Genomic DNA, 13,462 nt, shown 5'->3' on the forward strand with positions numbered 1-13,462 from the left:
ATCCAGGAGACTCCTCATGCAACAGATTTCCACCACGCCCGAAGGCGTACGCGCCGGCACCCTCAATCCGCAGGCCATGCCGCTGGTGCTCACCCCCGTGCAGCCGGGACTTGCCCTCGGCCCCTGGGTCGAGCAGAACCGCGCCTGGATCGACGGCACGCTGACCGCCACCGGCGCCATCCTGTTCCGCGGCTTCGGCATGGCCGATCCCGTGGCCGACTTCGAGCGCGTGTCGCGCCAGCTGACGGGCGACCTGCTGGACTACGTCTACCGCTCCACGCCGCGCACGGCGGTCGCCTCCAGCGTGTATTCGGCCACGGAATATCCGGCCAAGTCCACCATCCCGCAGCACAACGAGAACGCCTATTGCCGCGACTGGCCCATGAAGCTCCTCTTCATCTGCACCCAGCCCGCCATGCTGCGGGGGGAAACGCCGCTGTGCGTGACCGCTGCGGTGACGCGCCGCATCTCGGAGGCCACGCGTGCGGCCTTCCGCGAGAAGGGCGTGCTCTATGTGCGCAATTATCACGAGATGGTGGACCTGCCCTGGAGCGTGGTGTTCCAGACCGAGAGCAAGGCGGAGGCCGAGCAATTCTGCCGCGAGCACGACATCCAGTTCGAATGGCAGGCGGGCGGTTCCCTGAAGACCTGGCAGCGCTGCCAGGCCTTTGCCGTGCATCCCGTGACAGGCGAGGAGCTGTGGTTCAATCAGGCCCACCTGTTCCACGCCAGCAGCCTGGACAAGGCCAACTACCAGGCGCTGCGCGCGCTGTACACGGAAGACCAGTTCCCGCGCAATACCTATTTCGGCGACGGCACGCCCATTCCGGCCGAGATGCTGGACGAGATCCGCGCCGCCTTCGCCGCCGAGACCATTGCCTTCCCCTGGCAGCGCAACGACGTTCTGCTGGTCGACAATATGCAGGTGGGCCATGGCCGCAATCCCTTCAGCGGTCCGCGCAAGGTGCTGGTCTGCATGGGGCAGCCGTATTCCGCCTTTGGCCAGCGCGCCGTGTTCCCGGATTTCGAGGCGAAGCTCGATGCCGCCGCCTGATTCGGCCTCCACGCTGCCCGGCAGCCGCTGGCTGGTGCGGCGCGCGGAAGGCATGCCGGCATTCCGCCTGTTCTGCTTCCACCATGCGGGAGGCAATGCCAGCGCCTTCGAAGGCTGGCAGCATGCCTTGCCCGGCGTGGAGGTGTGCGCCCTGCAGCTTCCGGGCCGCGGCATGCGTTTCAACGAGGCGCCCCTGCGCGAACTGGCTGAAGCGGCGAGGGCGCTGGCCGGACCGGTGACACAGGCGGCGCCTGCGCTGCCTTTCGCCTTCTTCGGCCATAGCATGGGCGCCTTGCTGGCCTTCGAACTGGCCCGCTTCCTTGCCCGGGAAGGCCTGCCCCAGCCGGTGCGCCTGATCGCCTCCGGCTGTGAAGCGCCGCGCCTGCGCAGCCGTACCCGCCGCCTGCATCGGCTGGACGATGCGGAGCTGATCGCATCGCTGCGCCGCTTCGGCGGCGCGCCCGAAGAACTGCTTGGCAACCGGGAGTTGATGGAGCTGCTCCTGCCCACCATCCGCGCCGATTTCGAGCTGGCCGAGACCTACGGCTACGTGGAGGCGCCGCGGCTCGGCATGCCCATCGACGTGCTGGCCGGACGTGGCGACACCCACGTGGCCGCGGGGAACCTCGCAGGCTGGCAGGAGGAGAGCTGCGCCGGTGGTGCAACCCACTGGTTCGACGGCGGCCACTTCTTCATCACCTCGGCGCGGCGCGAAGTGACGGCGGCCGTGGCGGAGCTCTTGCGGCCCAACCTTCCCTGCGCAGCCTAGGAGAGCCTCAGGCCGTCCTGCGCCGCACGGCCAGCGAGAGCGCGCCGGTGGCGAGGGCCAGTGCGATATGCATCCCGTACAGGGGCAGGAAGTCGGCTCGGCCAGGTGCGGCATGGCCGGCGAAGACCACTGTGACCGCCACGCCCAGCACGGAGCCAAGCTGGCGTGTGGCCTGGTTCACCGCGCTGCCCACTGCATATTGGGTGGGCGGCAGGCCCGCCACCGCGGCGCCCGCCAGCGCAGGCATGACCATGCCGACGCCGACGCCGTTCAGCAGAAGGGCAGGCAGCCAGTGCGTGAGATAGGCGGGCTCCGTTCCCGGCACTGCCAGCAGCCACAGTCCGCCCAGGGCGTACACCAGCGAGCCCGCGATGAGAACCGGCCGGTGGCCCAGCCGCGCCGCAATGCGCCCGCTCGCAATGGCCGTCGGCACCACCATCAGCGGTCCAGGGGTGACGGCGACGCCTGCCGCGGGCAGGCTGTAATGCCACACGCCTGTGAGGTAGGCGAAGAAGGCGAAGAACATCATGGCGAAGGCTGTGCCGAAAACGAAAGTGGCCAGGTTGACCGCGCTGTAGCTGCGGTTCGCGAACAGGGCAAGGTCGACCAGCGGGGCCGTGCTGCTGCGCGCCCAGGCGATGAAGGCGCCGATGGCGATGACGCTGGTGGCGCCGAGCGCCGCGAGTTCGAGCCTGCTCCAGTGCGGCGACTCGGACTGGGTGATCGCCATGGCCGCCGCGCCCACGGCCACGATCAGCAGCAGCATGCCCACCAGATCCACCCGCGCCTTTTTCCCGGTTCCCCTGGCCTCGCGCAGGCGGCGCGCGCCGAACCACAGCGACACCGCGCCCACCGGCAGATTGATATAGAAGGCCCAGGGCCAGCCCAGCGAGTCCACGATGCTGCTGCCCAGGCTTGGACCGATGGCCGCTGCCAGGCCGCCGACGGCGCCCCACAGGCTGACGGCGACGGTGCGCTTCTCTTTGGGGAAGGCGTCGAGAATGATCGACAGCGATGCAGGCGTAAGCAGTGCGGCGCCAAGCGCCTGCACCACGCGCGCCGCAATCAGCACGGCCACGCTATGGGCCATGCCGCAGGCGGCGGAGGCGGCGAGGAAGAGGGTGGCGCCGGCAAGGAAGACGCGCTTGCGGCCATAGGTGTCGGCCAGTCCGCCCGCCGGAATCAGCATGGTCGCGTAGACCACGGTGTAGGCATTGAGCACCCATGAAAGGTCGGCCGCCGTGGCATCAGGAAAGGCCTGGCGCAGCGCTCCGAATGCCGCGAACAGCACCGTGCTGTCGATGGAAACGAGGAATACCGCGATAGAGGCAATCCAGAAGGTGGGCCAGGGGGATGCCTGGCGTGGGGCGTCCGCCGTGGCGGCGGCGGGGGCGAGCGATTGGCTGGTCATTGCGGGCTCTCAGCGTGCGAAGTCGATGTAGATGCCGGGTTCCGCGGACAGGCCGCGCTTGACCTGCTGCGTGAATTCGTCGACTGCCACTTCGCTGGCGCCTGCCTCGAGCGCCTCATAGCTGCGCGTCACCACGAATTCCGGGGTGAGCTTCGGCACTTCCAGGCCGCGCGTCAGGTCCGTATCGATGAAGCCCACATGCAGGCCTAGCACCTGCGTGTTCTGCTCCCGCAGTTCATTGCGCAGGCCGTTGGTGAGGCTCCAGGCCGCGGCCTTTGACACGGCGTAGGCCGCCAGCATGGGAGCGCTCAGCCAGCTCGCCACGGACAGCACATTGAGCAGGGCGCCGCCGCCGTTTTTCGCCAGCACCGGCGCGAAGGCTTTGCTCATGTGCAGCATGCCGAACACGTTCGTATCCAGCATGCGCCGCATCGCTTCGGTATTCTCCCCGTCCAGCAGGCCGCCGAGCGTGGCAATGCCGGCGTTGTTGACCACGATATCCACGTCTCCCAGGTCCGCCGCGGCGGCCGCGATTTGCGCGGAATTGGTGACATCCAGCGCAATGGGCACAAGGCCCGGCAGCGTGACCTGGGACGGATCGCGCGCGCCGGCGTAGACCTTGCGGGCGCCGCGGGCCAGGGCCTGGCGGGCGAATTCGAGTCCGAGGCCGCGGTTGGCGCCGGTGATGAGGATGGTTGCGTCCTTGAGTTTCATGATGCTTCCTTTCGTTTAGAATATGATGAACGTCATATTTGCTTCCAAATAAAAGCCGCGCAGGAATGCACGGCCCAGTGATTGCTAACTGGAGTGATCGTATTGCTTGACGAGCGCGGCGGCTGTGGCCTTGAGCAGCGGCCTGGCCTGGTCGCCCAGGGCCCGCGCCAGCTGCACGGCGCCCACCATGGCGCTCACCAGGGCGAAGGCCTCTTTGGCGTTTCCGGAAGGCAGGCACTTGCGCGCGAAGGCGATCAGCGCTTCCACGCGCTGGCGCGATGCCTGCCATACCTCGTCCGGCTGGCGCGGCATGTCGGAGGCGAGGGCGGCGACCGGGCAGCCCAGGTCGGCCGCCGCCAGATGTTCGTCCGCCAGATAGGCCTCGACAAAGGCGCGCAGCGGGCTGGCGCCGCCCTCTTGCAGAGAGGCAATCCGTGCCGCAATGGCCTTGCCGCTTTGCGCCCCGGCGTGCTCGACGGCAGCGGCCAGGAGGGCGTCGCGCGACTTGAAGTGGGCGTAGAAGCCGCCATGGGTCAGGCCCGCCTCCTTCATGACGTCGGCCACGCCGACCCCCGCATACCCCTGGCGCCGCACGGCGCGCGAGGCGGCGTCCAGAATGCGTTCATGCGAAAGTTCGCGGCGGTTGGTGGTGCTCATGATCCGGGTCCGGTCTGAAATATGATGAACGTAATATTATACCCGTCATATTGAAAGTCAAGGACTTTGTGCGGGCAGGCTGCCGTGCTAAAGTAAATTCAAGCGGGCTTCGACAGGGGAAAGGAAGAGTTATGGGAAACAGCGTGAGCGCGCCCGGCACAGGCGCGCGCAACTTCATCCGCATTCTCGTCGTCACCGCGGCCATTCTCCTGGTGCCGCTGGTTGCGATGCAGTTCACCAGCGAGGTGAACTGGGGCGTGGGCGACTTCATCGTCGCCGCCGGCCTGCTGATCGGCGCCGGTCTCGCCTACGAACTGGCGGCGCGGCGTGTCCAGAACCCCCGGCAGCGGGTGTTCGTCGCCATCGGTGTCACGGGCGTACTGCTGCTGGTGTGGGCCGAGCTGGCGGTGGGCATCTTCCATTGAAGCGCCAAGTGTGTAAAGAACCGCCATCCCAAAGGACGGCGTTTTTCTACACTGCGAAGAAGGCGAAAACGTGGGCGACGAACGGTCTTATCTGAAGATTTCACCAATGCCAATATTGCTGGCTGGGCTGCCGATAATTTCAATGGTGTGAGATTCCTGCGTTACGTGTGCAGTGGGCATCTCATGTAGGGCGGCAGTATCCGGGTAGGTCAGCCAATTCCACCAGTCCCATGGACGCCCGTCGCCTCCCGGCTCATCTTTCAAATTGTGGTGGAGAATGTAGGCGCCAGACCGTTCACCCGCCCAGAAGCACTTGTCTCCGACGGTGATGTGTTGGACGCTGATTCTGCCAACGGCATCGACGGCGACGATAAGTTCCCATCGCATGATCGGACCGTCGTCGGTATCAATGCGGACGGGCACCTTGAGACCTAAAAGCTTTGGCGCTACAACCAATCCATCCGGCGTTGGGATAGGTGCGGAACTGGAACAGACAAGGGTGATGCCGCTTTCCGTGGCGATGCGGTATCCATCAGCCATCTTCCGTTTGGAAAAGCTGACTGAGCCAATCCCGGGTGCAAGACTTGCCTGATCGCTGAGCTCGAGCTTGTCGCCGACAATTACATCGCCTGCCTTGAGTCCACCGGGAAGATGGGAAGAAACCTCTACGCAGCCGCCGCTGCCATATTCGGGCGTGTAATCCGGCGCGCCTCCATCCCAGCGATCACCAATCTCTGTCGTACCCCAAGGTGTTCGCTGTTCCCAATAATTGTTGTCGTTGGTGTGCGTAGTCGGGTTGCTTGATTCTGGAAGGCCGGCGTGGTCGTGATTGTGTCGCTGCGGTTCGCCAAGATCTTCCGCAACCGAGTTTTCAATATTGATGGCATAGGCTTCGGCATCGGTGCCATAAGTGGCGTTGGGTTCGCGCCGATGCTCGGCATACCATGGGTCGGTTGCGTGCGCACCTTCATGCAGGAGACCCAAGGCGGCCGACTGAATTCCTTCGACTCCGCCGCCGTAATTACTCCGTACCGCCAGCGCCGAATCCGGATCCCAGTAAATGGTATGCGTACGTGAGTCGTAACGGTCGTTCCCGTCATGGATGATCGAAATCTTTACGCCACTTTCCTGCATTGTTCGCAAAACAGGCATGGCGTTGTGGGCGCTCCGTTCGAGGTAGTCGAGGGAGAGATTGAGCTTTTCGATGTCAGCGCGGCTCGCATTCAGCACCCTGAAGTTGGCAGCAGTAGGCATGACGATCCTCTTCGAGGAGATGGCACATCAGTGATTGCAAGTCGCGCCCGCTGCATGAGCCGCCTGCTTTGATCGGAGGCTCCATTTGCGAAGTTCATCGGGAAGGCTGCCAGCGAGGACCAGCGGCACGCCATTGAGGGCGCCGTTGACATATTCCCTTCCCAAGCTCTCTTCCATCGTTAGGTAGACTGGTGCGCCGCTTCTGAAGTTGAAGACGATCCCGTTGCGCACGTCGCGCATTGGTATTGCCGTCTTCGCTGCAAACACGCTTTGCTCAACTAGCCTGACGAGGTCAGTGAGCTCTGACCGATCCTTTGTCCGATACGTGCAGGCCTGCGACCACATGGTCGTTTCGTCCAAAGCGAAGCGGTAGGAGACCTCGACTGGGATCAAGCCCACCTTAGCCTCGGTAGCTTCCTCTAACTTCAGATCTGAAAGCGAAGTCATCGCAGATTGTCCTTTTGCTGGCAAAACAAGCAAAGCCGCCGCGCACCAGACCCATACCGCGAGACAGGAAAAGCAAGGTGGGACAGCACTGCGTTTCATTTTCGCGCTCATGTGGCAGTCAGCGTTGTAGTACTTTATGTAATATTGACATTAACGTATTGATGGTTCTCAAAACGAGCAGGCAGCGTGCTGGCGGTACTCCTTGGGCGTCATTCCCATAGCGGTCTTGAAGGCCGTGGCGAAGTTGCCGCCGTTGTTGTAGCCGGTGAGCATGGCGATCTCCTGAATATCCAGTTCCGTCGTTTCGAGCAGGCTGCGGGCGCGCTCGAGACGTGTGCTGCGCGCGAACTCGGCGATGCTCATGCCGGTCTGCTCGCGGAACATCGGCGACAGCTTTTCGCGGTAGCTGCCCACCTGCCTCGCTATCTCCGCCACGGGCGGCAGGTCCGCCAGGGACTCGCGGATGAAGCGCTTGGCCGCGGTGACGCGCACGTCCTCCTGCGCAGCCGGAGGAGGAGGGGGCGCCGCGGGAGCGCGCCGCTGGTCCAGGCGCTCGGCCAGCGTCAGGTGGATCTGCATGCGCGCCGAGAGCTCCGCGACCGAATAGGGCTTGGTCACATAGTCCACGCCGCCCACCGTCAGCCCCTTGGTGCGCTCGTGCGCCTCCGTGGCGCCGCTCAGGAAGATGACAGGGATATGATGGGTCGCCGCATTCGCCTTCAGCAGGCGGCATACGGTCAGGCCGTCCATGTCGGGCATGCGCACATCGAGCAGGATCAGGTCGGGCACTCCCGCCTGCGCCAGCTCATAGCCTTGCGAGCCGCTGCGGGCAGAATCGAAGTGGTACTGCCGCCGCCCCAGCGCTTCCATGAGCAGGCATTGTTCGAAGTTGGAATCATCAATGATCAGGATGTGTTTTCGTGGCCTAAGGAAGTCGTGCATCGGGTTTCGTACATCTACTGTTTGGACAAAACTGGCAGCGCACCCAGCGCAAAAAAATCTCTGCCGCCAGAACCTTTTTCTCTTTTTTTAAACGTCTGATTTTTATCGCTCGCCGATAATCGTCCCGACCCTGTCGTGTGCCCACACAGGCCGGTGCGCCGCGGGTCGCCTAGCAATGCGCAAGTCACTGCTGGCTCGATGTTGGCGCCCTGATTTGCCGCGAGAACCTATCTATGTAACATGGGCGCGCGCGGCTGGCAAGGCATACATAAACTGCTCTTTTGAAGTAGTGGAGAGATTGCATATGGCAGCAGCTCAGTACCAGACACCCGGCGTGTACGTGGTCGAACAGGATGGCTTCTCCAGTTCGGTCGTGCAGGTGCCCACCGCCGTCCCCGTCTTTATCGGTTTCACCGAAGTGGCGGCAAACGGCAACCAGGACCTTACCAACGTGGCCATGCCGATTTCCTCGATGGCCGAGTTCCAGAAGTATTACGCGGGCCCGAACGGCGGCGCGCCGCAGCCGCAGTTCACCTACGCGAAGGGCTCCACGACCATGCCGCCGCTGTCGACGGTGGCCGCCGGTCTGCGCTTCAACCTCTATTACAGCCTCATGATGTTCTTTAACAACGGCGGCGGCCGTTGCTACATCATGTCCATCGGCAGCTACACCCAGGCGAACACCAACGGCACCTCGGCGGGCGACTACACGACGGCGCTCCTCAACCTGGTGAAGTATCTGGAACCGACCATGGTCGTGGCGCCGGATACCATGCTCCTGTCCTGGGCAGACTGGGAAACGGTGTCGCTGTCGATCCTTGAGCACTGCGAATCGATGCAGAGCCGTGTGGCGATCTTCGACGTGTGGAACGGCTATCTCCCGGCCGACGGTACGCCGCAGGACCCGGTCAACGGCGCCGGCGACGGCAAGAGCGGCTTCTATCCGATCTCCAGCCTGGGCGAGGACTTCAACAAGTACGGCATCGCCTACTACCCGTGGGTGAACACCACCCTGGTCAGCCAGAGCTCCCTGAACTACACCTGGTTCACGGCGGCCAGCCTGGCGACACTGCAGGCCGACATGACGACCGAGGCCACGACGGTGCTCGGCATGAGCGGCACCCAGCTGCAGCAATACCAGAGCCAGTGCATCCAGGCCATGGTGGTGCCGCCGGTGCCCAATCCGCCGAACGACCCGACCGGCATGATCGGCATGAACACCATCCACCGCATGGCCATGACGGTGTCGCCGCTGTACCAGCAGGCCATGACCGACCTGGCAACGAGCGTGAACCTGATGCCGACGGCCGGCGGCATGGCGGGCGTCTATACCCGCAACGACAATGCCTTTGGCGTATTCCAGGCGCCCGCCAACACCACCATCGTGTCCGCCATCTCGCCGGCGGTCAACCTGTCGGACTCGGAGCAGGGCGCGCTGAACCTGCCGCTGAACGGCGTGGCCATCAACGCCATCCGCACCTTCCCCAACACCGGCCTGCTGGTATGGGGCGCGCGCACCATGGCGGGCAACAGCGACGACTGGCGCTACGTCAGCGTGCGCCGCACCATGATCATGCTGGAACAGTCGATCAAGGCGGCGATGCAGGCCTATGTGTTCCAGGCCAACGACAACCTGACCTGGGTGGCGATCAACAGCACCATCACCAACTTCCTGACTTCGCAGTGGAAGGCCGGTGCGCTGGTGGGCTCCAAGCCTTCGGAAGCTTTCACCGTGGCCGTGGGCCTCGGCCAGACCATGACGGGCGAGGATATCCTGCAGGGCTACCTGCGCGTACAGGTGCAAGTGGCTGTCGTGCGTCCGGCTGAATTCATCGTGCTGACCTTCCAGCAGATGATGCAGACTTCCTGATCCGAATCCCAGAACAATCGCCAAGTTAAGGAGAGAAAGACATGGCAGGTGGAACTCAAGACCCATCCGTTTGGCCGCTACCCAAGTTTCAGTTTTCCGTGAACATGAACGGGCAGACGGTCTCGTTCCAGGAAGTGACGGGACTCGACATCGAAGCGCAGATCATCGAATACCGCGCAGGCGATTCGCCCGCATGGTCCACGGTGAAAATGCCGGGCATCCGCAAGTTCGGCAACGTCACCTTCAAGAAGGGCATCTTCGTGCACGACAACCGCTTCTGGACCTGGTTCGACACCATCAAGATGAACACGGTGCCGCGCACGCCGCTCACCATTTCGCTGCTGGACCAGACCGGCCAGGCCACCATGGTCTGGACCCTGGCCAACGCCTGGCCCACCAAGATCACCGGCACCGACCTCAAGTCGGACGGTAACGAGGTGGCGGTCGAATCCATCGAAGTGGCCCACGAAGGCCTGACCATCGCCAATCCCTGAGTTCAGCGATGACGGTGTATTACCCGCCCGTCAGTTTCTATTTCACGGTCGATATCGTGGACCTGGGAACGGCGGGCGACTCCAGCTTCATGGAAGTGCAGGGGCTGCAGGCGGAACGCGACATCCTCGAAATCAAGGAGGGCGGCGAGAACCGCTTCAGCCACCGGCTTCCGGACCGCGCCAAGTACGGCAACCTGATTCTGAAGCGCGGCGTGCTCCTGCCCACTTCCGGCTTCGGCAGCTGGTGCAAGGGCGTGCTGGAGTCGAACTTCGATACGCCCATCAGCAGCACCACGATACTGCTCTCGCTGCTCGACGCGAACGGAAACCCGCTGCTGTCCTGGAACTTCATCGGCGCCTGGCCGGTGAAGTGGAGCGTGTCGGACCTGGGGGCGGACAAAAGCGAGCTGGCCGTGGAATCGATGGAGCTGGCCTACAACTATTTCATCAAGGCGCCCGGCAAGCCGCAGCAGGCGCCGGCCAACTGAGGGGACAAGATGCCGATCGAAATCCGCGAACTGGTGATCAAGGCCAGCGTCACCCCGGCGCAAGGCGATACCCGCCTGCCCGCGGCCGTGCTGGCGCAGCTGCGCCAGGAACTGGTGAGGGAGTGCACGGAGCGCGTGCTGGAGCAGCTGGCCCTGTCCGACCGCCGCTAGCACGGGAAAGCCATGACGCTCAAGAAGCTCACCATCATCGCCTATGCCGATCCTGGCTTCAGCCAGAAGGTTGGCGACTATTCGGTGCAGATCAACCCGGAATCGTACCGGCAGACGCACAGCACCCAGTACACGGATAACGACTCCACCGATACGGCGGGCGTCACCACCAAGTTCTACGTGCAGGACCCGCAGAAGCTCACGTTCGACTTCTATCTCGATGCGACAGGGGTGGTGCAGCCCTCCATCACGAGCGTGGCGACGGAGATCTCCAACTTCAAGACGGTGGCGTATTCCTACAACGGCACCATCCACGCGCCGAACTACCTGGAGATCGTGTGGGGCAACGGCGTATCGTTCAACTGCCGCCTCACCAGCCTGGATATCGACTACACGCTGTTCCAGTCGGACGGCACGCCGGTGCGCGCGAAGCTCAGCGTCGGTTTCGAGGAATACCTGTCGCCGCAGGAGATCGCGCAGCGCGCCAACAAGAGCTCTCCCGACCTGACGCACGCCCGCGTGGTGCAGGGCGGCGACACGCTGCCCAATATGTGCTTCCAGATCTACGGCGATCCCAAGCACTATCCCGGCGTGGCGGCCTACAACGAGCTCGATAACTTCCGTGCGCTGCAGAGCGGCATGGTGCTGTATTTTCCTCCGCTGGCCCAGACATGACGCTGCCAACTCCCCTCGGGCCGAATACCGACCTGGTGACGATGACGGTGCTGGCCAACGGCAGCCCGCTGCCGGACACCTACCAGGTGCAGCAGCTCCGCACCCACAAGCAGGTCAACCGCATCGCCAGTGCGCGCCTGGTGCTGTACGACGGCGACGCTTCCGGCGAGGCCTTTGCCATCAGTTCCGGCTCCACTCTGGTGCCGGGAACGAAGATCACGATCAAGGCGGGCTACCACAACGGAACCGAGACCACGCTGTTCGACGGCGTCGTCATCAAGCATGCCATCCAGGTGCGCAGCAACCACAAGTCCTATCTCACGCTGACCTGCTTCGACAAGGCCCTGGCACTGACCATCGGCCGCAAGAGCGGCTACGTGGGCACGACGGACAGCGCCGTGTTCAGCCAGATCATCGGCGGGGCAGGGCTGACGGCGCAGGTGGACTCCACCACCGCAGCCAGCAGCCCCATGGTGCGCTATTACGCCACCGACTGGGACTTCCTCGTGGCGCGGGCCGAGATCAACGGCATGATCGTGCTGGTGGACGACGGTGTGGTCGCCGTGCAGAAGCCGAAGGCGAGCGCCAGCCCCGTGCTGATGGTGGAGTATGGCGCAGGGCTGAACGAAGTGAATGCGGAGATCGACGCCAGCCTGCAGCTGGCCTCCGTCAGCGCCACGTCCTGGGACTGCTCCACCCAGGCTACCCTGGCCGGGCAGTCCAGCGAACCGGATGTGAACCAGCAGGGGAACCTCAGCGGCTCGGACCTGGCGGCGGTGCTGGGCCTTCCGGCCTACCAGCTGCAGTCCAACGCGCCCGCCACCGGCGACGAGCTGGCCGGCTGGGCCAGCGCCCAGCTGCTCAAGTCCCGCCTGGCCAAGGTGCGCGGCAAGGTCACCTTCCGCGGTAATGCGCTGCCCAAGATCGGCGGCGTGATCCAGCTGGCGGGCGTGGGCGACCGCTTCAACGGCAACGCCTTCGTATCGAGCGTGGTGCACCAGATCGAGGACGGCAACTGGAGCACGGAAGTGGGCTTCGGCCTCTCGCCGCAATGGTTCGTCAACGAGGTGTCGGACGTGGAATCGCCGCCCGCTTCGGGCCTGCTGCCCAGCACGGGCGGCCTGCTGATCGGCACCGTGAAGCAGATCGACAGCGATCCGGCGGGGCAGGACAGGATCCTGGTGGAGGTGCCGGTGATCGCCTCCAGCGGCGACGGCATCTGGGCGCGCATGGCCAGTCCCTACGCCACGTCCAACGCGGGCATTATGTTCGTGCCGGAGGTGGGCGACGAGGTGGTGCTCGGCTTTCTCAACAACGACCCGCGCGCCCCGGTGGTGCTGGGGAGCCTGTACAGCAGCCAGCACACGCCCGCCTATGCGCCGGACGCGCCCAATACCAACAAGGTCATCGTCACCAAGAACCAGCTCAAGATCACCATGGACGACGTGAAGAAGATCGTGGTGGTGAGCACGCCGGGCGGGCACACGCTCACCATGAGCGACGACGCGAAATCCATCACGCTGGTGGACTCGAACGGCAACAAGATGAATATGGAAAGCGGCGGCATTACCATCAACAGCTGCGCGGATATCACAATGACGGCCACCGGCAACATCGCCCTGAACGCCAACGGCGGGGCAGTCAACATCAAGGGCAGCGCGGAGATCACCGCCAGCGCACCGTCGATCAGCGCGAGCGCCTCGGCCTCGCTGTCTCTGCAGGGTGACCTGAGCTCGAAGCTGGCCTCCAGCGGCGAGACCACCATCCAGGGCACCATGGTCATGATCAACTGAGGACGCCATGCCATTCGCCGCGCGACTGACCGACCTGCACGAATGCCCCATGTCCACCGGACCCGTGCCGCATGTGGGCGGCCCCGTGATCGGGGCGGGCGTGCCCACTGTCCTCATCGGCAAGCTGCCCGCGGCCGCCGTCGGCGACACGCTGGTGTGCGTGGGCCCGCCGGACGCCATCGTGGCCGGGTCCTCGAGCGTGATGATCGGCGGGCGGCCGGCTGCGCGCATGGGTGATTCAACGGCGCATGGCGGGAAGATCGTGCTGGGCTGCTTTACCGTGATGATCGGGGGCTGA

16 protein-coding genes are annotated in these 13,462 nt (G+C 64.2%); 10 read left to right on the forward strand and 6 right to left on the reverse strand.

Translation table 11 applies throughout. The features are described from left to right. The first annotated feature begins 16 nt into the window (after window positions 1-16). Both LSQ66_RS06770 and LSQ66_RS06775 read left to right on the forward strand, forming a co-directional pair. Window positions 17-1,054 (forward strand): TauD/TfdA family dioxygenase, encoded by a 1,038-nt coding sequence (locus LSQ66_RS06770; RefSeq protein ID WP_231769027.1) that lies wholly within the window; start codon window positions 17-19, stop codon window positions 1,052-1,054. Then, on the forward strand, window positions 1,041-1,823 hold the full coding sequence (locus tag LSQ66_RS06775; RefSeq protein WP_231769028.1) for a thioesterase II family protein: 783 nt from the start codon (window positions 1,041-1,043) through the stop codon (window positions 1,821-1,823). Before LSQ66_RS06770 ends, LSQ66_RS06775 begins: the two co-directional genes overlap by 14 nt. Before the next feature lie 7 nt (window positions 1,824-1,830). Here the strand turns inward: LSQ66_RS06775 and LSQ66_RS06780 are convergent, their stop codons facing one another. The 3 genes from LSQ66_RS06780 to LSQ66_RS06790 form a co-directional block, all read right to left on the reverse strand. Beyond that, a complete protein-coding gene (locus tag LSQ66_RS06780; RefSeq protein WP_231769029.1) occupies window positions 1,831-3,234 on the reverse strand; it encodes an MFS transporter in 1,404 nt (467 codons plus the stop codon). Window positions 3,235-3,243: 9 nt separating this feature from the next. After that, window positions 3,244-3,948: an SDR family oxidoreductase gene (locus tag LSQ66_RS06785; RefSeq protein WP_231769030.1), complete on the reverse strand. Its 705-nt coding sequence runs from the start codon at window positions 3,946-3,948 to the stop codon at window positions 3,244-3,246. An 84-nt stretch (window positions 3,949-4,032) separates the two neighbouring features. Beyond that, complete coding sequence (locus LSQ66_RS06790) at window positions 4,033-4,605, reverse strand: TetR/AcrR family transcriptional regulator (RefSeq protein ID WP_231769031.1); 573 nt, start codon at window positions 4,603-4,605, stop codon at window positions 4,033-4,035. 131 nt (window positions 4,606-4,736) lie between these two features. Between LSQ66_RS06790 and LSQ66_RS06795 the strand changes: the two genes are divergently transcribed. Next, window positions 4,737-5,030 carry a hypothetical protein gene (locus tag LSQ66_RS06795; protein ID WP_231769032.1) on the forward strand — a complete coding sequence of 98 codons (294 nt, stop codon included), beginning with the start codon at window positions 4,737-4,739 and terminating at the stop codon, window positions 5,028-5,030. An 87-nt stretch (window positions 5,031-5,117) separates the two neighbouring features. On the opposite strand, the gene LSQ66_RS06800 is transcribed toward LSQ66_RS06795, so the two are convergent. The 3 genes from LSQ66_RS06800 to LSQ66_RS06810 all read right to left on the reverse strand — a co-directional run bounded on the left by LSQ66_RS06800 (window position 5,118) and on the right by LSQ66_RS06810 (window position 7,673). Next, window positions 5,118-6,284 carry a hypothetical protein gene (locus LSQ66_RS06800; RefSeq protein ID WP_231769033.1) on the reverse strand — a complete coding sequence of 389 codons (1,167 nt, stop codon included), beginning with the start codon at window positions 6,282-6,284 and terminating at the stop codon, window positions 5,118-5,120. 27 nt (window positions 6,285-6,311) lie between these two features. Beyond that, a complete protein-coding gene (locus tag LSQ66_RS06805) occupies window positions 6,312-6,830 on the reverse strand; it encodes a hypothetical protein (protein WP_231769034.1) in 519 nt (172 codons plus the stop codon). A 69-nt stretch (window positions 6,831-6,899) separates the two neighbouring features. Next, window positions 6,900-7,673, reverse strand: a complete 774-nt coding sequence (locus LSQ66_RS06810; protein ID WP_231769035.1) for a response regulator transcription factor — start codon at window positions 7,671-7,673, stop codon at window positions 6,900-6,902. A 304-nt stretch (window positions 7,674-7,977) separates the two neighbouring features. Here LSQ66_RS06810 and LSQ66_RS06815 point away from each other — a divergent pair, with 304 nt between their 5' ends. Genes LSQ66_RS06815 through LSQ66_RS06845 form a run of 7 tightly spaced genes read left to right on the forward strand, consistent with a single transcriptional unit; the run spans window position 7,978 to window position 13,462 of the window. Beyond that, window positions 7,978-9,543, forward strand: coding sequence for a phage tail sheath family protein (locus tag LSQ66_RS06815; protein WP_231769036.1), 1,566 nt, complete (start codon window positions 7,978-7,980; stop codon window positions 9,541-9,543). A 41-nt stretch (window positions 9,544-9,584) separates the two neighbouring features. After that, window positions 9,585-10,037 (forward strand): phage tail protein, encoded by a 453-nt coding sequence (locus LSQ66_RS06820; RefSeq protein ID WP_269449150.1) that lies wholly within the window; start codon window positions 9,585-9,587, stop codon window positions 10,035-10,037. 8 nt (window positions 10,038-10,045) lie between these two features. Continuing rightward, on the forward strand, window positions 10,046-10,525 hold the full coding sequence (locus LSQ66_RS06825; protein WP_231769037.1) for a phage tail protein: 480 nt from the start codon (window positions 10,046-10,048) through the stop codon (window positions 10,523-10,525). Window positions 10,526-10,534: 9 nt separating this feature from the next. Next, window positions 10,535-10,696, forward strand: a complete 162-nt coding sequence (locus LSQ66_RS06830; RefSeq protein WP_231769038.1) for a DUF5908 family protein — start codon at window positions 10,535-10,537, stop codon at window positions 10,694-10,696. A 12-nt stretch (window positions 10,697-10,708) separates the two neighbouring features. Next, window positions 10,709-11,371: a CIS tube protein gene (locus tag LSQ66_RS06835; protein WP_231769039.1), complete on the forward strand. Its 663-nt coding sequence runs from the start codon at window positions 10,709-10,711 to the stop codon at window positions 11,369-11,371. After that, entirely contained in the window at window positions 11,368-13,164 is a 1,797-nt protein-coding gene (vgrG, locus tag LSQ66_RS06840; protein ID WP_231769040.1) for a type VI secretion system tip protein VgrG, read from the forward strand. The genes LSQ66_RS06835 and vgrG overlap by 4 nt, the downstream gene beginning before the upstream one ends. A 7-nt stretch (window positions 13,165-13,171) precedes the next feature. Then, on the forward strand, window positions 13,172-13,462 hold the full coding sequence (locus tag LSQ66_RS06845) for a PAAR domain-containing protein (protein ID WP_231769041.1): 291 nt from the start codon (window positions 13,172-13,174) through the stop codon (window positions 13,460-13,462).

Source organism: Massilia endophytica, assembly GCF_021165955.1.
Lineage (GTDB): Bacteria > Pseudomonadota > Gammaproteobacteria > Burkholderiales > Burkholderiaceae_D > Rugamonas > Rugamonas endophytica.